Genomic DNA, 25865 nt, shown 5'->3' on the forward strand with positions numbered 1-25865 from the left:
AGCGTTGGCTGGCGTCAAGGCGATGAACAAAGTTATTGGGCTAGGTATGCCTGTTCGACAGGCAACGAAATAAAACTCGGAAAACCTTGCTATAGCTGTATCTCAAGCAGCTATTTGATCAACAAGGCTAAGGTATACAGGTACCCCACAGGAATATGGATCCAGTGCCAAGTATCTTTGCCACCAGCCTCAATTAACAACACCTTATGAAGCGGATCTTCAGATAAACGTTTCGCCAATAAACAGCCAGCACTGCCGCCACCGATAATAATGCTATCAAAATCATCCATGAGCTATCCTTGAATACAAGTTAACGCTTTTCAATACCCAATTTTTTTAAATTATTGGCAATATCTTCCGCCGCCGTATTGGCATGAATATCATCATCAATTTTTAAAATAGTGCCGTCTTTGCCAATATAAAAGGTTTCACGGCTGGCAACGCCTAAAAAGTTAAGCACATCATAAGCTTTCGCTGTTGCCTTAGTGGGATCGCTTAACATGGGGAAATCCACACTCTCTTTTTTAGCAAAGTCTTGATTATCTTCTAAGGGATCCACACTGGCCATCATATACACAGCATTATAAGCACGAATTAGCGCACCATTTTGCACTAAAGAGCGGCATTCTTGGGTACAGACTCTAGTATTAGCCATGGGATACCAAGCCAACACCACAGTTTGCTTACCTAAATAATCACTCAACTGATAAAACTTCCCATTCGTCGCTTGCAGCTTAAAATTAGGCGCCTTATCACCGACTTTTAATGATGCTGCACTCACAAAAAAGCTCATTGATACCAGCCAAAATACTAAACTCCATTTAATCAAAGCATGCATACCTTGCTGACCCATTTTACTTTCCTTATAGTTAAATAATAAATTTAATAAAAAAATAATATATCGTCTTTATACTACCACCAAGCATACAAATAGTACGCAACTCATTAATGTAAGGTTACATTAAATGCATTACTAATCAATAATAAAACAATTAAACGCTACATTTAAAAAGGCAAAATTTTACGGTTACACTTGAATCACTTTGTATCAGATTATTTTCACACAGACAGATATACTGTAAATTCCTCGAAAATGTCACTTTTTATAATTTTTATACATGAATTCACTATACATATTCACTGTTAAATTACAAAATTTATGTGTGTTAGCACGAAAAGCACACTTTGATTATGACAAAGCCAGCGTGTTTGCCGCATCAGAATCATTGATAACAAAATTATTAGCTCAACAAAACATACCAGCTAAAGCTATCGAGAACCTCTATCTCATTCGTTATCATATTAATGCCTCATTAGGTTACGACTGTCTCAATAACTTAAGTATGATAGAGCACCTTAATGAAGCAGATAAACTCACCGAAGAATTGACCAGTATCATTGAAAAAATTACTGAATTTGATAAGGATAATATTATCTCTAAACTTAAAAATAAGATTCAGGATAAATTTACAATCAATTCATTACTCAATAAACTGCCTTGAATGAGCTCAGAAGAAAAAATATTGATAATGATGCTCTTAATGTGATTTTATTGCATAGATAAAATCTATAATCCCCTCTAATAGAGCATCATCAAGCCTGATCTTAAATAGCGAAAATACTATACTCAATAAACTCCACCATGGCTCACCTCCTATTTACTCTAAGCCCTCATAGGCCAAATCGTAAGCCTTGGCTAAATCGAGTGTCTTAGGTTGTAACACTTTATGTGCTTTTTCCCGCTTATCTGTAGCTCTGAGTGTAGCAGGATGAACAAATGCCAACTCACACTGCACTATCGCTAATAAAATCCCTTCTATCAGAAAGGTTCCAGCCCCGCCAGCTCCTTGTCCTGTGGTTGCACGGCGATTAATGACCACTTTTTGAACATTACAATCTTGACAATAAGCGGTAAAATCCGCCACGAATTGCGCAACATCCTTTTGAGTGGGATGTTTAGGCAAGCTCAGTTTATTGACTTTAGTCCCGCTTAATGTATGCCTCTGTCGAGTGCCGAACAAAGTCACCATTCTTATTTCATTAGCCTTTAACAATAATCCTGCTACTACCACGTTATATTTCCTTAGCTGCCATTCAAAAAATTTGATCCAGTGCCATAGACAAAAAACGGCAATCCTTCTGATCGCCGTCACTCTTTGAAAAAGAATAAGTTAAAAATTACGCCTTAAAAAATCCTCTTAAAAAAAGCATTTTTCTATTACTTAACCTGAACTCGGGATAATGAGTGTCAAAAATGTGAGGTAACCCATTTAATATTAAAAAATTGAATAAAATTGGGTCATTCTTTATTTTCGGACTTGGCTTAATACGGCAATTTTTGTCGATATCAAGGCGGGATTTCGTATCTAATAGCGGGCTATTAGTAGAAAGCACAACACAGATAGCGGCAAAAATAGTGCTATTAAGCGGCGCTGCTTATCCCGAGTTCAGGTTACTTATCATTCTTATAAGACTGCACAAAAGAGTGGAGCAAAATGCCTCTTTCATCCACATCCAATGCCACTTTCACTTCCATATTTTGTGGCTCAATCTGAGATAAGTCCACCACATCATTGGTGCCTGTCATTTTTGCATAAGCTTGCAGTGGTGCCAGCATGCGACTGGAATCAAATGACACTCTAGCCAAGCCATTTTTTATGACAGCTTCTTGGGTTAACTGCTCAGCAGCGGCTTGGCCTTTATCACCATTATAAATCACTAAATGCTTACCCTTAATGGCCATTTTTAATGCTAAGGGCCACTCAGTCGGCAAGCCTAATACATGGGTAATATCAACCGCACTACCGTCCTTGGGAAGGCTCACTTGTGCAAGTGTGGGTAAAAACATTTTCGCCATATTCACTAATAGCTCAGGCTCCTCACTGCTGATACTGGCTATGGCATCGAGATCTTTAAGTTCGGCACCTTCTTCCCCCTCCGCCAATTGATAATCCAGTAAAGACACACTGGCGCCCATGACGCCTTTTGCCATTGAAGTCATCATACCCAACATGGCTGGATCGCTTTGAGACAGTTGCATCTGAAATTGATTTAAGGGTTCACATTGATACTCAGGTGTGAGTAAATTATCCCAAATATCAGCAAGGGATGTGGATATTTCTGACGTATCCAGCCCAATCCCCAATCCCGCGACGGCACCATTAAGGTGATTGACATAATGAGGGATAAATCCTCTCATGGCTCTGAGCGCCTTAAGTACCACGGCATTTTTACTTTCAACTATGGTCGTCAAATCAAACAAACTTGATTCTTCTGTCACCGAATAGCGATTAAGCCCCATAACCGTACGAGGCCAGTTAGCAGCGATACCTTGAAGTTCTTGGCTGCATTGCTCAGCTTTAAGCTCTGCAAATCCATCTTCGCCTTCTATTTGTGCCAAACGAGCAAGCTGCTTGGCCAAGGGATTAGCATCAACTGTTGTGATCCCTTTAATTAATGCCTCGTGATTAATTAAACTCAAACTGGATTGTGAAAAATGATACTTATCAATAGTTTCCTCTAGCAAGACAGAATCAGCCATCGAGTCAGACACTGGCGCCAATTCAAACGCTGAAATGAGTAAATCCTCATTGTTTAACGCGGTATTAAAGGTCACTATCAATCGATTATGATTCACAGCAACAAGCATATCGAGTTGGGTTTGTTCATCACCTAAGGCGTACACTCGGTATTGGACCTGCTGTATTTGCTTGAGCTCATGACTCATGCCACTTTGGCTTTCCGCTTTATCAAGTTGATGCCAAAATGCATTTTCATCGGCTATATCCATTTTTAATACGGGGATCGCTCCCCAAGTATAAAAATAGCCATGAATGGCTTCTGCCAATCCCCAAGTTTGAATAAAGGTGTCACCCGAGGCTAGGCTGGTCAAATAATCATTAAATAATGCATTAAAAAACTGTCCCCGTGGATCGTCACTCATAGGGAAGCCTTCAAACAATTCGGCGGTTGCTTTCTTATCGGCATCAGACAAGGAGTTCACGTAAGTTTTAATCGGAAAAGGGGTGAGCTGAGCCGAAAAAAGCGGTGTTTCGCGAGGAATATAAGTCAGCGCAGCGCTCTGCTGAAATTGAGCCTCATTGCCTTGGTCTTGACTCAGCCAATATCCCAGTGCACCAGCGGCAACAATGGCCCCAGCAATCAAGATTTTTTTCATTAAAAACTCCATGTTTCTTTATTCGTTATAATATTCGTTATCGAAAAATTGAATAAAATTAATCTTACGCTATAACCCATCAAAATGCGGCACAAAAAATGTTTGTATGACACAAAAAACGAATTATTTACCTTGGGTCACGGGATAAGGTTTGCTCAATAATCTCTTGCACGGCAAGTGCTTCTTTAAAACTCGCCAGTGGATGGGGCCGCCCTTGCATCATCAAACGCATTCCGTCCAATTGTAGCCTGACAGAACTGTGCATGTGAGGACAACTAATGACTTTCCATCCCGATTGCGAGCCTAACTCAAGCATGGAGAAATCCTTAAAACGCAATGATGCCTGCTCACCATATAAAGTCCATTCGTTGATATCCGGCGCATTGCCACCCACACTACCAACCAGCCTCACCGCTATCCCCTGACAGTCATACTCTGCCATCACAGCGATTTCAGCGCGGCCTTCATCCCCAACAGGATAACTAACACGGCTAGCTTTAAGCTGCATTTGCCCCAATAATCTTTGATGCATAAACACAAAATGACTCAATACTTCACGAACAAAACCCCCTTGCTCAGAAAAACTCAGCCATGTCGCAGCGCCTTGCTGCCAATGTCTTGGCCAAGTGCTGTATTGTAATTTTATATCCACATGTGACAAGTCGCCTAACTGCCCACTGTGAATAATCTCTTGCATTTTTTCCAACTCAGGACTGCTCGCTAAGGATAAATTCACCACCGCCTTAGTGGCCTGACTCAAGGGCTGACGTTCCAGCTCCTCAACAAAAGAGGCCGCTTCATTCACATCCACTGCCAAGGGCTTTTCACACCAAATAGCTTTACCCGCTTTATGGGCCAAACGGCAATAATGAATATGAGTATTTGGTGGACTGGCAATATACACCACATCCACCTCATCACGCGCCAAAAGAGCTTCGGCCGATGCTTCACAACGGATCGTTTCATATGCTTTGCCTTGAAGCTCAGTCAAAGACGGTTCAAACACACTCACCACCGTAAAGTCGGTATGAGACAAAGCGCCATCAAGGACAAATTTCCCCATAGTGCCTAAACCTATAATCCCAAGCTTTATCATGTTCACCTCTATGCCTTGTTTAATACAAAAGTCTCCCTCATTAACCGTTAGTGCTTAGCACTTGAACTTCGGCTTTATTATTATGAAAACTAACGACAAATAATTGGCCAAACTCGGCCTCAGATAACACTATACTGGGCTGATGTTTAAAGCTGTAATCACCCAGCTTCACCTCAAATGTTATCCCTAACGCCTGCAACATATTAGGCACAGTATTTGAGTGTCCTGCGATCAACACGCTTTGCTGACAATAATTCGTTTTAATTTGCTTTATAAAATCATCACCTTGACGGGGATCATAAGAAGTGATCACTAAATTTTTCACTCGACTTAATGGCATCAGAGTTTGTTGAGTACGTTTATAGTCGGTGGAAAATAAATGATCGACTTTAATTTTGGCAAACATCGCGGCAATGCGCTGGGCTCGTGCCTTTCCTTGCTCGGATAAATCGGGATCCCGCTCACCTTTTAAGTGCAGTTTCTCTGCATGACGGGTAAGGTAAATTTTCTCCGGTAAGCAATTGGCCATGGCCATTTGTGAAAAACCTAAAAATACGCAAGTGCTTAATCCAAGTCGCTTCCATGGTGTCATTAATATTGTCCTTTGGTTATCTTTTCTATTAGGTCTATTAGGGCCAGTCATTAAAATTAGAATGAAGTGCAATGTAACACTTCATCGGTTTCATGTGTTGTTATAAACAGTAGCTAGTCTATCCAAGGTCTTGCTTGCTTAACTTCTAAATGGCCCCGAGTGCCACCTTCTGTCGCGGTAATTTTAAATTCAATATCCATGGCAAAATCGTCACCACCTCGATAAATAGGTTTAAAATGCCCCTGAATGGCCTGCATCGCTTCCCTTAACGCCACTGTTTCCTCTGCTGTCAGTACAGTATCACCTTGAACTGGCCTATCGTACACAGTTTCCACATTAGAATGGCGAATATACTGCTGCGTCCACCACCAATCATCAGGATTATAAGGATCATTGCCTGCTAACAGGTGAGCGAGTAAAAATTCATCAGGCACTGAGCTAGTCAACCCTTGTGAGGTGAGAATTGGCTCTGGGTTAGTCACTGATATTTCACCATGTTGTACATTAACATAATAACCTTCCCAATTTTCATCATAAATATTCTTAGTCACGGCCACACCATTTGCCTGCTCATCACCATAACTTTCATGCACTAACACTCCCATATAAGTTTTAAAGTGATCGATGCGATAAAAGCGGCGCTCCTCAAAGGCTCTATGGGTCCACAAACTCGCCCAAACTTTTTTCACCGACTCGGCTAAATCCCCTTCATCTGGCTTATGGGTATTGGACTCATATAAGCCAGCACCATTAAAGCCTTGCAGATCTTCATTATTGGTACTAGAGCGTAAACGAATATTCGTTTGATAAGGTGCGCCTTGTGGATCCCAAAATAACCGCATGGACTCCAGCGTATCACGCATAGCAATAGGGACTTCACCTTTAGTTATTTCTTTTCTAAAGGCTTTAAGCGCCTGCGCCCTCACATTCGGACTATTTTGAAAACTTTCATCCGCCATAATGGCTTCAATTTGCTGAAAATAAGACTTTTCAACAAAATACTCCGAAGGAATTGCAGCTGTAGTAGTAGTAACAGTTAACTCGGCCTCTGCGGATTTAAAGGCAAGCAGATACACTTCCAAATCAAAATCTGTGACGCCTGTTATCGCCACAGATTTCATATTCGACCCATTAGTATAATCTATGATTAAATTACGGTATTCGGCGCTATTTGACGCCCCAAGTACAGAATTAGACATCAGAAAAGGGTTCAGCAACCAAAGATCATGGGTCGTATCACGTATAAACAAGACTAGCCCATCGGCATTATCTAACATGAGTGTGAGATCTCGACTTCCCGCGGCAATCTGGATCTTTGATGTCTGCTGAAACCAAGATAAATCAAAGGAATAATGCTCGGTATTTTTGAATTTATCTAACCGCTGTGGATCACAAAGCGCACGGTATTTTCCATCTGAGCTCCACTGTCCCTGCTCATCTTGCACTAATTGCTGGCAACGAGGAACACGCATAAAGTCGTTATACATGGCAAAAGGCACCCCATAGCCTCTAGGCACCATTGCATGCCCATAGTTACGCTCCAAGGGCGCTAATGCGTTCGCCAACTCTGCGACATTAGCGGCTTTCGCTCCAAAACGGATCCAATCGGCATTACCCAACTCACTTAAAAGCTTAGGCTCGGTAACCGTCAAATCAAATTCAGGAGTTTGCGGCGCTGGACGCACAGACTCGAGCCAAGTATCCACTTCTTGCTGCGTCGCTTCAGTCAATGAGATCCCCTCAGCACTCGTTTCATACTTGACTAAGCGCCCAATTAAAGATGCGATCTGCGGATCATTGACTGCATCGCGTATATAAGCATTGGGCGTCCCATTCTGTTTCGCTTTAAGATTTATGTGTGATAATGGCGTTTGTGGTGAGTCGGTAATAATGCCTGCAACATGGGCCAAATCATTCGGTACATAGGTATAAATAACCACATCGCTCACCGAAGGCAGGGGATCGCCAGGATTAATCACCCGCAAGCGACCATAGCCCTTACCTGAGTTTAAAATAGCCGACTCCACATGAGCAAAGAGTGCCTCGCTCTGAATAACAGGGATCTGCATCACCTTAAAATAGTCTAAATGATGATTATAAATATCCAGTTGAATATCGCTGGCAGGATAATACCACAGCTTATCTAGGGCAAATGTCATTTGCTCTGCAATCATGCTATAGGCTAGCTGAGTTAATTCTGGACTTATGGGATCCACAGGCCAAAACTGTATGCTATATAGGCCCAGTTCACCAAGATCTGAGGTATAAGTATCATAGGCTAAAATCGAACCCGCCAAATTTGACCTAGTATCATGAAAATAAGTCGCTGAATTAAATTCGTCTAGCCCTCCTCGATAGCCTAATACTTCATAAGCAAAATCATAATGATAAGAATAACGCTGAGTATTAAAAAAATATAATTGGGGACTATCAGTATCAATACCCATGATAAGGTATTTGACTTCACGAATATTCATAGCGCCGGGTTGATCACTCGATGCCGCTAAACTTTCAAAATCACTGTCATCGATTAAGGTATGTCGATAATCAATACTCGTCTCACTATTAACTAGCCTATTGCCCGCCTGATTGACTGTCTGATTAACAACCTCTTGTGGCATGGGTTGTTGCAACCCATTTGCAAGAAGCGCTGTGAGGCTAACAGGACTCCCCTGCACCATGAATATTACACTTGCACACAGCAAGGGTAAGATCAGCTGAAGTCGTGACTTCATACTTAACTCCTTTTAATTCGTTTAACTGATTGACTGCTTGCTTGGATTTAGCCCACATAGCCTTCAGTGCTTAAAAGCCAAACAATGCCCCAAAATATTAACACCGACTTTCGCTGTAAAAATGCGATCAAAAGCAAGTTGTTGCATTTATCATCGATAAATTAAACTTTATTTACTTCAAAGAGTTAATTCATAATCTTGTAATATTCTAATGTTCCTCCATACATTAAAATAAACAATGTTGAAATGATGAGTCGTTACCTTTTTAAGGCTGAAGCGGGATAAAAATGAAACACGACAGATAAAAAAGTTATGAAATTGAAAGCAGGTGCATTGAAAGCAGCCACTCAGTCTTTTATCACTAAAACTGTAATGTCTTGTAATAGCATTACGCCCGCAAGCTGACTATCTTTATTGATCGTGACAATGCAGCACATAGCACAGTAGCACGTAAGTCATCACAAGGAGAAAGACCATGTCTGCAACAATGAAAGCCCAATTACAACAGCAATTAACGATCCCTAAAATAAAGACAATACCTTGGCAGCAACAAGATCAAATCACCCAAACATTATTAATTAAAGGCCAAGGGGTGGCCGACATCACTTTACATGAGAATTTAAATGGAAGGTCATATGAAAGCTTACCTGAAAAAGTACCACTGACCTTTGAAATCCACACTCCAAATCAAGAATTTGGATTAAAATTAGACATAACGCAATCTGCGGCGATACTCTATGAGCTTATCAGCCACAGTGACTTCGGCAAAACCGGCAAACAATGGCAACAAATCAAGGTCAATGACTCACCGTTAGCGGGGATCGATGCGGATCCAAACTGCCCATATTGGTTTAGTATCGATGGCCCCAATAATCGCGTCAGCTATGGTAAAGGCGAAATGCGCCAATGTACCACATTATTAACTTTCCAACTGCCAGACAAGCTCAATGAAGAGCAAAAATTAAAAGAAGATCAGTTAAAAGACGTCAAAGCTATCACCATCCACACCTTGGCCACCCAACCAACCTTTGAGCTCTGGCGCGAACCTGTCACTATCGATCCCTCTTTAATCGTCGTCGATAGCAACGCTCTGAGCATGATAGATCTTGCCAGTAACGCAGCCACAGTCGCAGCCAACTTAACCCCAGCCTGTCAAACCATTTATGCCAATATCAGTGGCAATAATTTTGTCCTCAATACCGAGGATTTTCCATACTTTACCGACGCCATTGAGCAAAGTATTCGCGATCCTGAAGGCTGGTGCTATAAAAAATTACGTGAAAAAGCAGAACATGAAAGTTTTGGTGGCGAGGATGCTTTAAAAGGCACCTACTTACGCATCACCATGGGCGTCAACCAAGGGAATTCTCCAGGCATACCTAATGTCCTTGAAATCTGGCCTCCTGGGCATCACTCCCCCATACATAATCATGGTCATGCTAATGCCATTATTCGCGTTTTGCATGGTGAAATACAGGTGGATCTCTATGCCATGTTATCCACAAAACACACGACTCCATTCGCCAGTCAAACCTTTAAAAAAGATCAAGTCACTTGGCTATCACCGGGATTGAATCAAACCCATAAATTGACCAACGCCAATCTTAGCGGCCCGACTTGCATGACAATACAAAGTTACCTCTATGGCAAAGACAATAACGTCCATTATGAATATTTTGATTTCATCGATGAAAGCGCAGGGGTCATTGAGCCGTTCACACCTAATTCAGATATGGGATTTATTCAGTTCAAGCAAACCATGAAGGAAGAATGGCTGCAAAGAAACACGCCTCACTCTTGTTGCAACGAGCCTAAGCTATAGTCCAGATTCACTGACTTACCCTCACTGACTTACTAATGAAAAGGAAAGGAAAAGCAATATTGACCTTTGATGATGGCAGCTTGCCTTTATCGGGTCAATATTTGCCAATAAGGCCAACAAAAACAAGCATAAACAGAAACAAAAATAGAAAATATAAACAAAAATCCAATAAGAGTTATGCCTGTCCTAACACTTCTTCTAACACTGCTTTAAATGCACACAGTACATCAAGTAAACCCCTCGTCTATACAGCATTCTGTGCGGCAGTGAAGGCCAATAGCACTTGCGAGTTGAATCCGCCAAATAATCAGTAGCGCTTTAATAAATGACCACCGAACGCAAAACGAGTCACCTAGCCATTAAATAACACCTTTAAGAACTGACTTTGATAAGCTTGTTCACACACACTGTCAAGCCCAGCCAAGAGAAGATGAAAATAAAGATAAAGATGAAAAAATTATTCCACCTGCTCATGAGTTAATACTAAGCGGTAACGGGCCTCTCCTTTTCTTAACTTACGAATAGCTTCATTGATTTGACTAAAAGGATAATATTCCACTTTTGCCTCAATCTGATGTTGCTGAGCAAAATCAAGCATTTTTCGTATATTATTTGGACTCCCCACTGGCGAGCCAGAAATCATACGTTGCCAAGGGATCAATTGCGGCAGAGTAAAAGACACACTGTCAAGGCCCATTCCCACAAAGTGCAATCGTCCCTCAGGTTTAAGGGTGGCTAAATAAGCCTGCCAATTTAGCTTGGCATTTACAGTGGATAAAATTAAATCAAATTGACCTTGTAACTTAGATAGGGTGTTATCGTCAGCGCAGCTAATTACCTTGTGAGCACCAAAATCAAGGGCTTGTTGCTGTTTGTCTGCATGGGTGGTAAAAGCGGTGATCTCGCAGCCCCACGCATGTAAAAATTGTAATGCTAAATGCCCTAAACCGCCGATCCCTATTACCGCAACCTTAGCCGTGGGTTGAATATTAAATTCAATTAAGGGGGTAAACACCGTGATCCCGCCACAAAATAATGGCCCAGCCGATGCGGGCTGTAAATTTTCAGGCAATTTAACCACGCTATGTGCACTGGCACGCACTCTATCGGCAAAGCCACCATGATGATCAACTATAGTGCCTTGAACCAAAGCGCATAAATTATGTTTACCGGACAAACAATATTCACATGTCATGCAATAACCTGCATGCCAACCCAGTCCCACACAATCACCCAAGGCGAGATGCGTCACCAAATCGCCTTTTGCATGCACTTTGCCAATCACTTCATGGCCCGGCACCAGAGGGTACTGACTCATCCCCCATGCATTATCTATCATGCTGATATCACTATAACAGAGCCCACAATAATCCACTTTTATTTCAACATCATTGGCACCTAAAGGCCCAGGATCATAGCTAAAAGGTGACAGTTCATCTTTGGCGAATTGAGCAGCAAATGCATTAATCATAAGACCCTCTCATTGATCGACACGAATGGCTTACCCTTCTTTCTTCGCCATGAATGCATTGGCAATGCGTGATAAAGAAGCAATAAGCATAACAAAGAGTATAATTGATCATCAGCAATGGTCATTAAATAAGGAGCCATTAAGTTCACTCATAAAATGACCATTAACCTATAACAGACTGTAATGCGCGATTTATGGGAATTACTAACGGGAATGGCTAGCGGGCATTACTGCTCAATTAACATATCAGCTGGCGCGCGATCTAAATAACCCGCTAAACAAGTGTTGTAATCGCTGCACACAAAATCAGTCTCAGCGTCACTATGCCAGCTTAATTGAGTTTCATTAGTCAATACATGATGAGCAATGAGATACCACATACTCAGATCTGGCGATAAGGTCCTTACTTGTTTACCCAAAACGGCATACTTCATGGTGGTTGATTTAGCTCTTAACATCAATACTTTAGTAAAATTTCGATCGAGGAATTTATCATCTGTTGCAGAGATCATCGCGCCATTATCCGTTTCTATGGCCGACGTCCCCAAATCGATAATTTTGACTTTAGGTGTGCCACTTAAGTCTACTGCCATCGCTTCCTGAGTGATCGGATGTACCAAACTTAATTGACTCCCCTCACTCCAGTTATCCTTAGCAATAATAATATTTCCTGGATGAAGATCATAATGACTGAAACCATATTGCTCATTGGCGGTTTTTAAGGCCAACAACAATTGCAAGAATACCGAATATGCAGCAGCACTTCTTTTATTCTCTATTAATACATTAAGTGCTTCCTCATTTCTATTGGCTGATATATGCTCAACGGCCGTCGCCTCATCAATGAAAGGAACTTTATCAAAATAAAAGCTGCTCAGTGGCTTACCCATCACATAGTCAGTAACGATGAAAGGCACAGGCTCACTATGACTGCTGACATAAGTCATCCCCATATGCTCATGAATGGGAAAGATCATAGGAAACACCTTTTCTAACGAAGCAAATGCGACAGCCTTGTGATGCATTGCCTTATCTAGCTCACTCATGACACATAGGTTCAAACGCTCACGGTTCGCTTCCGCTAATATCACGCCACTATAACGTCTAGATTTCTTCAAGCTCTTTTGTGAATAAGGAAAGATTTTTAATAAACGCACTTCTTCGTTATCACTCTCACCCCATACTCTAGGGTTTTTTATAACCTTCAACACTAAGCCACCGCCTGCACCACTATTATGACGCTGTTTAATCAGATAAAGCGCATTGGAGTTGGCATCATCAGAATACAATACGTCAGCATCGGTGATCCCAGTGCGTGCCGTTTGCGCTAAACAATGAATAATCGTCTGATCCCGCTCCAGCTTCTCAAGATTCGATAATTCAGTTGCACCGCTCATGGCCGAACAAGTCACCGCCGTCATCAATAACAATAAAGTCTTAAATTTCATTATGTCACTTACTTAAGAATAAAAAGGCGGGCGAATTATAGAGAGTGACTTTCTTCACACAAGGATTTTCTTTAAATTTTTAATTCTAACTCATTAATTTAATTACACTTAAACCAAATAAAAGCATGTTAACACTCTGCTAGCACTTTAAAACCTCACCTTACTAACTTTAATGTATCAATAGTCAAAAATAAATCAACAATACTCACACTTTATTCATGAGCATTCCATCAACTTATACCATTAATTAAATGGATATACTTAAATTTACTTAAACATACACTTAACCACCAAGAATTCATTTTAATGAACTCACACCTCGACACAAGATTAACAAGTGATACATTTTGCGTCATTAAATGCAATCAAAGACCAACGACAAGACTTGCAAATGTCAGGAACATTTTTGGCCCATAAGCGCTACGAAAACCCACATCATCCCTGTTTAACAGCCAGTTTCAACATAAATGGATTTATGCATGCTCTGGTAGCATGGCAGCAGGGACCTAAAGAACGCTCATGCTGCTCGCTCACAAACTCATGACATTGTCATATTCACCCTATTTTCAAAGGCACACAGACGTATTTACAGAATATTGAAAGCCAAAACAGCTGCCTCAACAGCAGTAAAATACTGATATAGCTTTTCTCGTGCAACGCACGAAACTGATAGTAAAAGATGCTGTTACTTTTACTATTTTCTAAGCCGCCTGTGTGGCAGTGGTAAAGTCATAAGTTCATATTATTATAATGAACTTACAGTAAGGTTCGCTTGCAGCGGGCTCTTGTGCAAATCCGTCTGTAGCACGCTGTTACTATCTGACCTGCATGGATAGCAGGAAATGCCTTAAAATGTCAGGAACATTTTTGACCATGTAGGCTCAACGAAAACCAACATCATCCCTGCTTAACAGCCAGTTCAGCATCCCAGCTTCTCGTTCATAAACTCATGACATTGTCATATTCACCCTATTTTCGAAGGCATACAGACGTATTCACACGATATTGAAAGCCAAAGCAACTGCTTCAACAGCAACGGAGTACTAACATAACTTTTCTCGTGCAAAGCTCGAACTCATAGCAAAAGGTACTTTTGCGCTAATTATAAAAACAGAAAACTAAGCCGCCTGTGTGGCGATGAACTATCTTTACTCTCTAACTCTCTGTAACTCTCTTTTCTAAGCCGCCTATGAGGCGGTGAACTATCTTTACTCTCTAACTCTCTGTAACTCTCTTTTCTAAACCGCCTATGAGGCGGTGAACTAGAGCTTTTAAGGGCTACGATTCATGGGAAATTTCTAAGCCGCCTGTGTGGCAGTGAACATACTGAAACAAGTTTCAGTATCAGTCCTTATTCATTTTGAATACGAAATGAATAAGCTAAACAAATAGAACGCTTCTCGTGCAACGCACGAAACTCATAGCAAAAAAACGCTTTTATTTTTTTGCTATTTCTAATCTGCCTGTGTGGCAGCGAACAAGAGGTGATAAAAAGAGGCTGGATTTGCTGTTTTCTAAGCTGCCTGTACGGCAGTGAACAAATATCGGGAATTGCAATGACCGATTTGATATTTCTAAGCTGCCTGTACGGCAGTGAACATTCATTATGATGATGTATTGAACGAAAAAGATTTCTAAGCTGCCTGTGTGGCAGTGAACCGTCGCACTCAGTACACATTTAAAACTGAGATTTTCTAAGCTGCCTGTGTGGCAGTGGTAAAGTCATAAGTTCATATTATTATAATGAACTTACAGTAAGGTTCGCTTGCAGCGGGCTCTTGTGCAAATCCGTCTGTAGCACGCTGTTACTATCTGACCTGCATGGATAGCAGGAAATGCCTTAAAATGTCGGGAACATTTTTGACCATGTAGGCTCAACGAAAACCAACATCATCCCTGCTTAACAGCCAGTTCAGCATCCCAGCTTCTCGTTCATAAGCTCATGACATTGTCATATTCACCCTATTTTCAAAGGCATACAGACGTATTCCCACGATATTGAAAGCCAAAGCTGCTGCCTGTGCGGCAGTGAACACAAAGCAAAAAAATTTAAATGCTTCAGTGTAATTTCTAAGCCGCCTATGTGGCGGTGAACAAACCGTGGCTGATAAACCAGTCCTTGCCGTTTTTCTAAGCCGCCTGTATGGCAGTGAAATACTGTAACAAGTTTCAGTATCAATCCTTATTCATTTTGAGTACAAAATAAATAAGCTAAACAGATAGAAGCTTTCTCGTGCAACACACGAAACTGATAGTAAAAGATGCTGTTACTTTTACTATTTTCTAAGCTGCCTGTGTGGCAGTGAACATTCGTTAAGATTTAATGAAACTAAGGATAAATTTCTAAGCTGCCTGTGTGGCAGTGAACATAATCTTTTTTCGTGCTGATTGATATGTTTCTAAGCTGCCTGTGTGGCAGTGAACGCTTTGCTTATAGATGGACTTGGACGGCCGTATTTCTAAGCTGCCTGTGTGGCAGTGAACAATAACTAACCATATTTCGCGCGACATTATCATTTCTAAGCTGCCTGTGTGGCAGTGAACGCCTGTTCTCTACTCATGTCATTGCTGCTATTTTTCTAAGCTGCCTGTGTGGCAGTGAACTTAGCAGTTAGGTAGTCCGCTTTTTTGCTTGCTTTCTAAGCTGCCTGTGTGGCAGTGAACGTACAACCTGATATTCCTCCTACTTTTTTACATTTCTAAGCTGCCTGTGTGGCAGTGAACAAGGGGTAGCCTTGCCTGTCCCGTCTTGGAATTTTCTAAGCTGCCTGTGTGGCAGTGAACAGAAGTTCATGGCGGTGTATTCACAAACGGCATTTCTAAGCTGCCTGTGTGGCAGTGAACACTATCGGCATTTGAATGCTTTCCATAGTATTTTTCTAAGCTGCCTGTGTGGCAGTGAACATGATTACTCTTTTGCTGAGTTTATGCATGAATTTCTAAGCTGCCTGTGTGGCAGTGAACCGTCTTGGGCGTAGTCGGCTAAGGAGCGACTATTTCTAAGCTGCCTGTGTGGCAGTGAACAAACGAAAAGAACGATCGTTAGTTTTGGATTTTTTCTAAGCTGCCTGTGTGGCAGTGAACTTAGCCGCATCTTGGATTCAATAATTACCAATTTTCTAAGCTGCCTGTGTGGCAGTGAACTTAGAAACGCGCCTCTATCTTGCAGACGCGATTTTCTAAGCTGCCTGTGTGGCAGTGAACCGCTGTTTCATTTTTATCATCGGGTTCTATAGTTTCTAAGCTGCCTGTGTGGCAGTGAACATACCTAGTTAATAGTCCCCTTCTTTTTAGAATTTCTAAGCTGCCTGTGTGGCAGTGAACTATATTTAGAAATTTTCGGCGCTGGTGGGACATTTCTAAGCTGCCTGTGTGGCAGTGAACTATGACATTTTAACAAAAAGATTATTAATAGCAATCAGTTAGCGTAAAAATCATATTTACCCCTTGTTAAAACCACCATATTGTAACTTATTGATTTTTATTTAAGTTGTTAAAGAGCGAAAAAACAAGGGTAAAAAAGGGTCTAGTGGTATGCCCTAGATCTCAACAATAAGCGACGCACGCCGACCCTAATGGTTAAACAAACAAGCTCAAAACCAAGGCACTGTGGCAATTTGACTGCCTTTTCCGCTCAAACCATAACAGTCAAAGGCACCAAACAATGGCTCATTCACTCGCTCCATCTGAATAAATAATGGAAACTGGCTGCTTTTATCGGGTGAGCGCCGCTTAGTTTCTTGACTATGCAGAAAAATAAACGGTAAATCACAGTTTGCTTGTGGTTTCGTTTTGGCTAATTGCTGCAAACTTTCCGCCATCGATAGGCCAGACTTATCAGACCAACGCTTGGCTTTTTCCTGCATGTCTTTTTCAATCCGCTCAGGGCTTTTGACATTTTTGCGTGAAAAACACACATATTTCACCGGATCAGGCACCGCTTTAATGCCTTTCACATGGACATAATCGTCAAGTCGATTGAGCCAATTTGCAATATTTAGTTGCTGCAACTGATGCTGCTCTGTTGCAAATAAGCGTAATTTCGCCCCCAAAGGAAATCGAGTCTGTTTAAACTCAGGAAAACTCACCGCAACGGCAGATTGATTTTTATCCAGCTTATTATCCACTAAGGCAATATGCACTTGTTGAAAGACTTTCGGCCAAATAAAACTAAGCGATATGTCAACCTCCGGCAATAAGGTGATATCTTGGTAATAGTTCATGGTTATTGATCCCTTTACACTTAACTACTTATCGCTTTCACCAAATACGCCACCACGGACAAGAATAGCCATCACGAAATGTTCATCTTCAATACGTTCAAGTTCAGCCCCCCGCGCCCATTTATCAAAGAAAGTATAAAAATCTTGCTTGTCTTTGGGGGTACGGTAGGCTTTACCTAAATTGGTTACTGCACCGTAGGGCTCAATGGCAATCGGCCCAGCTGACGTTTCAACATCATCAAATTCAGGGTACCAAGTATCTATGGTACGAATGGCGTTACCCAATTTTTGTGAATGCATCGCAGCAATATCATTAATCGCATATAAGATTTTACTTTTTTTACCCTCTTTATTTGAGGTGTTTTTATCAAGCACTAACTCTTCACTTGGATACACTTCTTGAGCCTTGCCCACTTGCACATAGCAAGTGATATCCAACATGAGAAAATCATCTTCACTGGCCAATGCTGCCGCAATTCTCCCACCTAAACTGTCTACTTTATCATTTTGCTCATCAAAGTGACGCGTACTCAAGCGCCCATCAAAAGTCCATTCTTGCTCAGCTCCTTTATTTAATGCTTTCACTTGTATTTCTATTTGCTCTGCACCCACTCGGTTACGCCATAAAAAACGCCCATTAGCTAAGTTATGGGCATAACGTCGCCCCAGCTCCGTAAAGCCTTCTTTGCCTATATAGTCTCTCACGGCAGCGCAATAACTTTCTTTAAATGCAGCATTATTACAGGCAGAGGGGCGGTGTAGCCCACCCAATACTTTTAAAGTAAAGTGCAGTTTTAAGGTGTCTTGCTCTGGCGCTAATGCACAACTGTCTACCGTTTGTAAATTCGCTTTCTCTACTTCTGCATTTAATTTAACGGGATCATTTTTAATTGCGGCTTTTAAACGGTTTGAAATCGTACCCCGTACTGATTTTTCCTTTAATGACAGAGGAGTAACCAGTCCACGCTCAGTCCACTGGGTGCCATACATATAACCATCCGAGGGTACGAGTTTCTTTTCAAATGCCAATACTGTTACTTTATTTTCATTTTTAGCCATGATCTTATTCCTTTTAGATAATTAATACTCACTTGTTACTTGTTGGCAGAGATAGAGATTATTTTCTGGCTCTACCTTGTATTGCCAAAGAATGTCATTAATAGACGTGATTTGATGTGGCATTTTAAATTCGCCCAATGTGACAACACTTTCTGCAAAACGGTGTTGCACATCTGGATCCCGCTGATTTTTAACTTGAGCTAATTCAGTGATCCCTTGAAAGCCTGTGGCAATGGGAACGATCCAACCTGCTGTTTTGCGCTTACTTGACCAACTCACATTGCCATCATCATCCTTTTCGCATGAGTGATGAATGGCTAAATAATCCAGTACAGCATCAATCCCATCCAATCCTCGCTCCATCGCTTCAAGCATGAGATCTTTTCTCTCAATAAGCGCATAACCTGGCATGATTTTACGAAGAAATTTTTTAAGTTCACTATCATCGCCTTGATCTATCTTATGGATCTGAGGCTGACTAAATTTAAGAATATCCCCGCCCGCCATTTTCATACTGCTGCTCAAATGGTGATAAATACGGTTTTTAAATCGTTCGATATCGTCTTGTTCAACCCCAGTGTATTCAATGACCAGCGAGATCGTTAAATGGCAGCGTGCATCTTCAATAAAGCTTGGCGCTTTTCCTGCCTTAAACTTAGTCAGCTCTTTTCTTGTAAATGAGGGACGCTTAGCAATAATAATGGAACTCACATAGTCACTTTCCCCTTTGTAGGTTTGCAAGTTGCATTGATGGCTAACGACAGCCGTTGCTTTAAATTCCAAGTCATCAAAACCATCGATCTTTAACTTTCTTTGTAATGCATGAGTCGCGCCCAACCATGCCGTCATCGCCGGAAAACCTAGGGTAAATGGGCTGGATAGTGCATTGGCATTCTGTATTTGAATATGGGGCAAGAGTAATAAACGTTTGATCATCTAAATGACTCCCTGTTTTTTTCCAGCAAACTCACTAGCTTTTTACGTTCTTCCTCACCAAAAATCATAGGCTTATTTGCGGCGTGTTTTTCGTAGGTTTTAATCACCCAAGAGGTGATTTGTTTGAGTAATCTATCCAGCCACTCTTCACTGTCTTCTCGCTCCGGCTGTTTTTCTGGTAACAACCACACTTTTTGATGGGCTTTCAAGCTCGATGTTGGTGCATGATATTGCTCCCCCGCAACCGAACGCACTAACCACATTTTGTTCAGTATGGCGTCAATCAATTCTTGAATACGATAATCCCGCCCTTCCCTAATACGAAGATTATTGTGATCAGTTTTAATGATTTTATGTAACGCCTGCATCACTCTCATATACTCCTGCGGACGAAACGATTCTTTGAAAAAGTCCGTTTTAGGAAAATGAATATGACGTTTCTCAACTTGAGGCGGTACAGATGACAAGAGTATCGTTTCCCCAAAGTTTTCTTTATTGAGTAAACTAATACACTGAGGGTTGGATTTAACATGCCCTTGAACTGTGATGTTCGATAACTTGCTATAGCCACTAGTACTATATTCATTACGTTTATGACAGTCTACAGCCTCTTTTTTCTCCTCACTCGAATTGAGTTTTTTTACTTTAGCTTTCAATTCAAAGACGAGTGCAGAAGGCGTCAACAGTGAAAGTAAGTGATAATCATCATCCACAGGAAAATAGACTTGTTTTAACTTTTCATTGGTTTGAATATCATTACTCGCATCCAAAACAGATAATAACTGCGTCCTTAACTCTTGATAGTTTTCAATGGAACTAAATTGCTCTTTTAATACTGGGCTATCCTCGACTAAGTGCGTTAAACATTCCTTACCATCTGCGAGCTTAAGCTTTAAAAAACTATAAATTGGCATATAGGCCGCAGTATCAAAAATGACGTCTTCCTCGACTTCAACACTTCCCGAACATAAGTAGCCCATATGTTTAATTTTTGCTTTAAAAATAGGTTGTGTTGCACACGCATCTGGATGACTAAACTTGCAAGGATGTGAGGTAAAAGCCACACCTTTCGCTTTATCTGCACAAAATTGGAGCCAGTTATCAATAGCGTACTCTTCCTTAGCACTGTCTAATACAGTTTGCTTTGCCTCCTCGGTCAAGCTGACACCCGTTTTCACCAACTCTTTTGTTCTCGTTTCCACTCGCCTTGAAATACGTTCTTCAAGGAACCCTGTTATTGCAGGATCTAACATCATTATTCCTCCTTAAACTTTTACTAACCCCAATTGATCGTTATATTCATATTCCTGTCCTTCTCTGTGTACAAAGCTCAGCTCACCGTATTTCAATGACAGCCATTTTTTACTTGTTTCCTGCACGCTTACCTGTTCAGTAAGCAACTCATCATAATCACGATGTAACCAAAGGTTTTGCCACTCTGCTTCGGTTAACTCACTCCGTGTTATTTGCAAAATGTTTTCCCTGTTAACTGGATAACCCTCTTTATCTTTTTCAGCAAAATAATAGGTACCTGTTTCTGGTGAAAATGCATTAAATATTTTGGTGGTAGGCTCACTGTGACGAAACGTATTCAACTTCTGCGGTAATGCAGTTAAATACCAGTTTCCCATTAAATAACCTTGTAGTGTTTCAGGTCCCTTGCCTTGGTGAAAGTTAAGCAGTTGCTGTATGGAATAATGCTCTAGGTCAACCAAGCAGTTTTGGTAATCCAATTTGTCTTTGCGTTGGATCCTTGGTACTGCGTCAAGTCGCTTACTAACCGACTCCACATCAATAAGCTGAGTAATATCATGGGTATTAAGCTGGGTTCGGTCTTCATAGCCCGGACGATTAAAATACTTCTTCCCCCCCTCATCGCCATCCCTAAAGGCTTTCCAGTTGTATTGCATAATCGCGATATTGGCACTAATCGCGGCTTCATTTCTATGACGTTTGACCCTTCCTGCTAACTGAATAATAGAGCGATAGGAAGAAGGCTCTATCACAGCCCAGTCAAAATCATGATCACGCCCGACTTCTTCCACTGGCGTCGCAACCAGTACGAAAATGATATTTTTTGCTTGGCTGTTATCTAAATGCTGACGTACTATAGGATCGCTAAATGCAGCTGGCTGCTGTCCAACTGGCTCTTTTCGTTTCAAAACAGCATCTAAATGCTTTTCTTGCTCATGCCTTAGAAGCAGCGCTTGCTGGCTATGATAAGGCAAAACTTTTAACTCAAGCTCATCCGCTAATTCCGCCTGTAATAGATAGCGTGATAACGCAACACACGGCGATATATTCGCCACTCTCACCACCCCAAATGAAACCAACTTAGCCGTTTTTTTGTCAATGCAATGGTGCTGTAAATGTTTTTTAACAATAGCCAGCTTGATAAGCTCAAAATAGCCTTGCCGTTTAGTCATATCATCGTCATATTCAAGTTCTTCCATGACTTGTTGACAGTCAATAATATCTACTCTTCGCTTAACTAATTGCTTTATCAGCTTATTGACTCGTTTATTAATAAAGACTTGATGCCGATTTTGATAATCCAATCTAGAGTTATCAATATCGACTGACTTTATGGTTTCAACCTGAGTTTTAAATTCATCTATCCAAGCACAGCCTATCTCAGACTTAACATTATGACGACTGTTACAGTAAAGCTGCCAACCTGCTTGGTAAGCATAAAAGTAGCCTATGGCTAAATCTGGCGGGATAGTCGCAGAGGAGATCATCACTTTACGGCCCAACATACCCGCTAAATGGATTAAACGACCAATGGCAATTAAATCATTCCCAGTAAAATCATCTATTTCATCTATCACGAGATCGGAAGACATTAACCGCAAGCAAGGCAGTATGTAGCGCCCGCCCCGCTTAGTCTCAGTCGCTGTTATTATGTGATCTATTGTGCAAGCCAACACAGGAGCATAAAGCAGCTGCCTATCTTTTTCTTGCCTTAAGATCGTCGCTAATCCCTCTTCTGGAATGTCACACTCATAATCTAGGTACTCATCTAATAACGCAGCTTCAGAGCTTGATCCCGTCGCTTCAAAATGAGATAAATCATCTTGTTTTTTTGTCTGATGATGTAATTCTGCAACGGCTTTAGCACCGATTAACACCGCCAGATTTTTTCGTTCCTCTGCATCAAAAATGCGCTGACGATACTCGTCCCCCGTCTGTAAGGTTAATGTTCGCAATCCAAGGGCGAGAATAAATCTAAGACTTTTTCCATCTTGTGATAAGGCTCGCATCACTTTAGCGTTGGCAAAGGTTTTACCGCAGCCAGTACTGGCCATATTGACGGCAAAGAATCCTGTATCTTCTTTGCCTTGTTGTTGCTTCCAATGATTTATCTCGGCTACAGCTTTATCTTGCCACCGATAGCTGCTGGGGCTGGGTTTTCTTAAGGATTGCACACCTTCTGCAATGGGCGGATTTTTCTCAAAGGCGGGTAATAGATGAGCAGTTTTTATCGCATTGATGGCCACGCCACACAAATGTTCATCTAATTTCTGCTTAGCTTGCCCTTGCTTATCTGTATTGGCATTTAAACTTGTACTGCTTTTCCAGCCTGCCGATTTTTGTAGTGAGTGCTTATCTTGATTCGTCAGAGAAGAGTAATAATGATCCCCAAGCATTAAACATAAGCGAGCATGGTGTAACACAATACGATAACTACCATCACTAAAAGCTTGCTCAACTAAGGATAAACATGCCATTAGTTTTGCCGACCAACGTTTAACTTGCTTTAGCCAATGATTTGATTGAGATAAAAAACCTTGTGGAAATTCAAAACATGCTTTTAGGCGCTTTTGATAATCTTTTTCATCAACTCGATTTTCGTAACCCCATTGCTGAGTTATTCGTTGCAAGACGCTGTCCATGTCCCTAGCGGGTTCATCGAGCCAAGCACTAATCTCTGCTTTATTTAGTGGTAGCTTGTGGTGTGAAACGATTAACCAGCAAATGAGTTTTGCTGCGTTGGGCAGCTGTTGCAATGGTTTTGCCTGCTCTTCATGTGCTAACGACTTTAATTCAGCCTCGTTAATCTCTCCAGCTACTAGGGCATCAAGCCATGCTTGTTCTGTTTGCTTATTCTTTGCTTGAATAAATCGACTCAAGAGTAATACTGAGATCCATTCATGTCTGATTGGATCACCTTTAAATGTATGCTTGCTATTAGGATCGAGTTTCTCTTGAAATAACTTTGACGCTTTACCCCAGTCATGAAATAGGGCCGACAAGCCGACTAATGATTTAATTAACGGCAGGTAATGCCAATCATTTTCAACATCTGTATTTAATAGGTTTTTTCTTGTGGTATTCACCGCCACCACGCCCTCACTGTTAAACTTATTTTTATTGCCCACTACCCACAAAAACTGGGAACGACTGCGAGAGCGGATCCAGTGACAACTGACGGCTGTGCTGCGACTGGCGGTTTGGCGTAGCATTTTTTTAACTGTCTGTAAGCCATCTTCTGTGATCAAGGTTTGCCACGTATTATCCCCGATACGATTGGCAAAGGCGTCCAATACTCGGCGTGTTTTTTTAAGGGCGTTTTTTTCACATTGACTCACAAAGGTGACCATCATAAACCTTGATCCTCAATAGATGTTAAAGAACGATCTTGTAATGCTAATGTTTTCACCGTATCAAACATAAAATCCATCGCCTTGTGATCGGTAAAGGCTTGCAGTACTTGTTGGCGAAATTCTTGCTCGGTGGCATTTTCTTTTGCGCAAATAAACGCCCACGGCAACACCAACGCATCTTTAATGAGATCTGCCACATCGAACACTAAGGCGCCGCGGCGAGTTTTCCCATGCATGACCGCAAATCCATGGGGGATCCCTAGCACCCATAAACAGCTAGCAGCTAAACCATAAGCTAAATAATTGCCATGATTTAAAAAATCATTAGCTTTTTGTGTGAGGGCTTGGGGGCTATTTTTATCCGTTTGATGTTGCCGTTTAAAACCCGCTAATTGGGTATGATTAGCTGCAAACTTATACAATGCTTTAGTGAGTTGCGCTTCCGTTAACAAGAGTTCAGATGATTGAGTCGCGGCATGGGTTCTTGTATCAAAAACATCCAACGCGACTTGTAAGCTTGGCTCACTCCATTCAAAACCCTCACTCTTTAAGTCTTTATCTTTAGACCAAATTTTTAGAAGGTACTGAATACGGGCTTGTTGAAATGCTTTGCCAACAGCTAAACGTTTAGCATCATCAAACCAAAAACTGAGCCAGCCTTGTAGATACTCTGTTGGACGATATTCACTCTGAGGGGTAAACCACTCAACTTCACAACCCATATAAAGTGGTGTACTACCTCCGCCGCAAAAACCCACCAGTACACCCGCTTGTGCCAACATGCGCATAGCCGCTTGGGTAATAGAAGTGCCATTGCCTAACAGCAGTACTGTGGTATTAGCAATAGGAATATTGAAATACTGATTCTCTTTGGCCGTTTCTGTAAGGTACAGCACACGGCCATCTTTTTGCATCACGCGGCAGTATTCGAGGTAATACATATTGGCACGTTTTGAGTGCAATATAGCTTTGAGATCTGTGCCAGAAAAATTATCCATTTTTAATCCTCTCCCTGTGACGTCCCTGTTTACGACTATCACATCAAACTGCTATTACCGCATCACGCTTGTGTTAATGCCAGCCACTCATCTATACCAATCATAAAGATTATCGAGTGATATAAAACACTCTGCGCTCAACAAGCATATCGAACATGGTAAGTTATCAAAGTGTTAACACATTCACTACTTAGAATGTGATTTTTTGTGAGCTCAAACCACACCTAAAAAGGAAAATTACGACAGCTCCACTTAGCTCAGTGATTTCTATGCTGCCTGTGTGGCAGTGAACATTAACGGTTGCTCACGAGCTCCAATACCTGTTTTCTAAGCTGCCTGTTTGGCAGTGAACTATATAGCTATTCGTAGAGAAAAGCTTGAGGATTTCTAAGCCGCCTGTACGGCAGTGAACCATATGGAAAGGTGCTGTATGAAACCATTGATTTTCTAAGCTGCCTGTACGGCAGTGAACTTTTTGGCGCGGTTGATTTAACAACGGTCACTTTTCTAAGCCGCCTGTATGGCGGTGAACTTAAATCTTCATCGGTCGCTCTTGAATTAATTTTTCTAAGCTGCCTGTATGGCGGTGAACTAATCACGGGAGCGGTGGCAAGTTGCGCCAGATTTCTAAGCCGCCTGTGTAGCGGTGAACTTTTAGCTATAAGAAAAACAAGTACACCATCATTTCTAAGCCGCCTGTG

18 protein-coding genes, 1 pseudogene and 1 CRISPR repeat array are annotated in these 25865 nt (G+C 41.4%); of the genes and pseudogenes, 4 read left to right on the plus strand and 15 right to left on the minus strand.

The window, feature by feature from the left end; all coding sequences use genetic code 11:
• Window positions 1-173: 173 nt before the first annotated feature.
• Window positions 174-290: pseudogene (locus tag Q0791_RS18450) on the minus strand (lycopene cyclase family protein); the annotation flags it as partial.
• Between the two features lie 20 nt (window positions 291-310).
• Window positions 311-793 (minus strand): redoxin domain-containing protein, encoded by a 483-nt coding sequence (locus Q0791_RS18455; RefSeq protein ID WP_299009627.1) that lies wholly within the window; start codon window positions 791-793, stop codon window positions 311-313.
• A gap of 370 nt (window positions 794-1163) precedes the next feature.
• Here Q0791_RS18455 and Q0791_RS18460 point away from each other — a divergent pair, with 370 nt between their 5' ends.
• On the plus strand, window positions 1164-1502 hold the full coding sequence (locus Q0791_RS18460; protein ID WP_299009592.1) for a hypothetical protein: 339 nt from the start codon (window positions 1164-1166) through the stop codon (window positions 1500-1502).
• 156 nt (window positions 1503-1658) lie between these two features.
• Here Q0791_RS18460 and Q0791_RS18465 read toward each other — a convergent pair whose 3' ends face one another.
• The 5 genes from Q0791_RS18465 to Q0791_RS18485 form a co-directional block, all read right to left on the minus strand.
• Complete coding sequence (locus Q0791_RS18465; RefSeq protein WP_299009594.1) at window positions 1659-2072, minus strand: DUF3010 family protein; 414 nt, start codon at window positions 2070-2072, stop codon at window positions 1659-1661.
• Between the two features lie 380 nt (window positions 2073-2452).
• The gene (locus tag Q0791_RS18470; protein WP_299009596.1) at window positions 2453-4177 is read right to left on the minus strand and encodes a hypothetical protein; all 1725 of its coding nucleotides are present in this window, start codon (window positions 4175-4177) and stop codon (window positions 2453-2455) included.
• 127 nt (window positions 4178-4304) lie between these two features.
• Window positions 4305-5273: a Gfo/Idh/MocA family oxidoreductase gene (locus Q0791_RS18475; RefSeq protein ID WP_299009598.1), complete on the minus strand. Its 969-nt coding sequence runs from the start codon at window positions 5271-5273 to the stop codon at window positions 4305-4307.
• A gap of 40 nt (window positions 5274-5313) precedes the next feature.
• Entirely contained in the window at window positions 5314-5865 is a 552-nt protein-coding gene (locus Q0791_RS18480; RefSeq protein ID WP_299009600.1) for a phosphoglycerate mutase family protein, read from the minus strand.
• A gap of 113 nt (window positions 5866-5978) precedes the next feature.
• Complete coding sequence (locus tag Q0791_RS18485; RefSeq protein ID WP_299009602.1) at window positions 5979-8600, minus strand: PEP/pyruvate-binding domain-containing protein; 2622 nt, start codon at window positions 8598-8600, stop codon at window positions 5979-5981.
• Between the two features lie 475 nt (window positions 8601-9075).
• Here Q0791_RS18485 and Q0791_RS18490 point away from each other — a divergent pair, with 475 nt between their 5' ends.
• Both Q0791_RS18490 and Q0791_RS18495 read left to right on the plus strand, forming a co-directional pair.
• Window positions 9076-10422 carry a cysteine dioxygenase family protein gene (locus tag Q0791_RS18490; protein WP_299009604.1) on the plus strand — a complete coding sequence of 449 codons (1347 nt, stop codon included), beginning with the start codon at window positions 9076-9078 and terminating at the stop codon, window positions 10420-10422.
• 35 nt (window positions 10423-10457) lie between these two features.
• A complete protein-coding gene (locus tag Q0791_RS18495) occupies window positions 10458-10736 on the plus strand; it encodes a hypothetical protein (protein WP_299009606.1) in 279 nt (92 codons plus the stop codon).
• Window positions 10737-10879: 143 nt separating this feature from the next.
• On the opposite strand, the gene Q0791_RS18500 is transcribed toward Q0791_RS18495, so the two are convergent.
• The 8 genes from Q0791_RS18500 to cas1f all read right to left on the minus strand — a co-directional run bounded on the left by Q0791_RS18500 (window position 10880) and on the right by cas1f (window position 25164).
• Entirely contained in the window at window positions 10880-11893 is a 1014-nt protein-coding gene (locus Q0791_RS18500) for an NAD(P)-dependent alcohol dehydrogenase (protein WP_299009609.1), read from the minus strand.
• Between the two features lie 227 nt (window positions 11894-12120).
• A complete protein-coding gene (locus Q0791_RS18505; RefSeq protein WP_299009611.1) occupies window positions 12121-13341 on the minus strand; it encodes a hypothetical protein in 1221 nt (406 codons plus the stop codon).
• Between the two features lie 2280 nt (window positions 13342-15621).
• A CRISPR array of direct repeats spans window positions 15622-16725; the repeat unit is 28 nt; unit sequence TTTCTAAGCTGCCTGTGTGGCAGTGAAC.
• Between the two features lie 209 nt (window positions 16726-16934).
• The gene (gene cas6f / locus Q0791_RS18510) at window positions 16935-17564 is read right to left on the minus strand and encodes a type I-F CRISPR-associated endoribonuclease Cas6/Csy4 (protein WP_299009612.1); all 630 of its coding nucleotides are present in this window, start codon (window positions 17562-17564) and stop codon (window positions 16935-16937) included.
• A gap of 24 nt (window positions 17565-17588) precedes the next feature.
• A complete protein-coding gene (gene csy3, locus Q0791_RS18515; protein WP_299009615.1) occupies window positions 17589-18623 on the minus strand; it encodes a type I-F CRISPR-associated protein Csy3 in 1035 nt (344 codons plus the stop codon).
• A 21-nt stretch (window positions 18624-18644) separates the two neighbouring features.
• Window positions 18645-19559: a type I-F CRISPR-associated protein Csy2 gene (csy2, locus tag Q0791_RS18520; protein ID WP_299009618.1), complete on the minus strand. Its 915-nt coding sequence runs from the start codon at window positions 19557-19559 to the stop codon at window positions 18645-18647.
• The gene (locus tag Q0791_RS18525) at window positions 19556-20815 is read right to left on the minus strand and encodes a type I-F CRISPR-associated protein Csy1 (protein WP_299009619.1); all 1260 of its coding nucleotides are present in this window, start codon (window positions 20813-20815) and stop codon (window positions 19556-19558) included. The genes csy2 and Q0791_RS18525 overlap by 4 nt, the downstream gene beginning before the upstream one ends.
• Before the next feature lie 9 nt (window positions 20816-20824).
• A complete protein-coding gene (gene cas3f, locus Q0791_RS18530; protein ID WP_299009621.1) occupies window positions 20825-24166 on the minus strand; it encodes a type I-F CRISPR-associated helicase Cas3f in 3342 nt (1113 codons plus the stop codon).
• On the minus strand, window positions 24163-25164 hold the full coding sequence (gene cas1f, locus Q0791_RS18535) for a type I-F CRISPR-associated endonuclease Cas1f (RefSeq protein WP_299009623.1): 1002 nt from the start codon (window positions 25162-25164) through the stop codon (window positions 24163-24165). Before cas1f ends, cas3f begins: the two co-directional genes overlap by 4 nt.
• A 423-nt stretch (window positions 25165-25587) precedes the next feature.
• Between cas1f and Q0791_RS18540 the strand changes: the two genes are divergently transcribed.
• Window positions 25588-25865 (plus strand): hypothetical protein (locus tag Q0791_RS18540; RefSeq protein ID WP_299009625.1); only part of this gene is annotated, 278 nt, incomplete at its 3' end.

Origin of the sequence: uncultured Shewanella sp., assembly GCF_947495455.1 — a bacterium.
In the GTDB taxonomy this organism is placed as follows: Bacteria; Pseudomonadota; Gammaproteobacteria; order Enterobacterales; family Shewanellaceae; genus Shewanella.

Excerpts from the sequence above, each read along its gene's own strand:
- Q0791_RS18500 (WP_299009609.1), bottom strand. The coding sequence starts at position 11,893 with ATGATTAATGCATTTGCTGCTCAATTCGCCAAAGATGAACTGTCACCT.
- Q0791_RS18475 (WP_299009598.1), bottom strand. The coding sequence starts at position 5,273 with ATGATAAAGCTTGGGATTATAGGTTTAGGCACTATGGGGAAATTTGTC.
- Q0791_RS18490 (WP_299009604.1), top strand. The coding sequence starts at position 9,076 with ATGTCTGCAACAATGAAAGCCCAATTACAACAGCAATTAACGATCCCT.
- Q0791_RS18455 (WP_299009627.1), bottom strand. The coding sequence starts at position 793 with ATGAGCTTTTTTGTGAGTGCAGCATCATTAAAAGTCGGTGATAAGGCG.
- Q0791_RS18525 (WP_299009619.1), bottom strand. The coding sequence starts at position 20,815 with ATGATGTTAGATCCTGCAATAACAGGGTTCCTTGAAGAACGTATTTCA.
- Q0791_RS18495 (WP_299009606.1), top strand. The coding sequence starts at position 10,458 with ATGAAAAGGAAAGGAAAAGCAATATTGACCTTTGATGATGGCAGCTTG.
- Q0791_RS18505 (WP_299009611.1), bottom strand. The coding sequence starts at position 13,341 with ATGAAATTTAAGACTTTATTGTTATTGATGACGGCGGTGACTTGTTCG.
- cas3f (WP_299009621.1), bottom strand. The coding sequence starts at position 24,166 with ATGATGGTCACCTTTGTGAGTCAATGTGAAAAAAACGCCCTTAAAAAA.
- cas6f (WP_299009612.1), bottom strand. The coding sequence starts at position 17,564 with ATGAACTATTACCAAGATATCACCTTATTGCCGGAGGTTGACATATCG.
- Q0791_RS18480 (WP_299009600.1), bottom strand. The coding sequence starts at position 5,865 with ATGACACCATGGAAGCGACTTGGATTAAGCACTTGCGTATTTTTAGGT.
- Q0791_RS18470 (WP_299009596.1), bottom strand. The coding sequence starts at position 4,177 with ATGAAAAAAATCTTGATTGCTGGGGCCATTGTTGCCGCTGGTGCACTG.
- csy2 (WP_299009618.1), bottom strand. The coding sequence starts at position 19,559 with ATGATCAAACGTTTATTACTCTTGCCCCATATTCAAATACAGAATGCC.
- cas1f (WP_299009623.1), bottom strand. The coding sequence starts at position 25,164 with ATGGATAATTTTTCTGGCACAGATCTCAAAGCTATATTGCACTCAAAA.
- csy3 (WP_299009615.1), bottom strand. The coding sequence starts at position 18,623 with ATGGCTAAAAATGAAAATAAAGTAACAGTATTGGCATTTGAAAAGAAA.
- Q0791_RS18485 (WP_299009602.1), bottom strand. The coding sequence starts at position 8,600 with ATGAAGTCACGACTTCAGCTGATCTTACCCTTGCTGTGTGCAAGTGTA.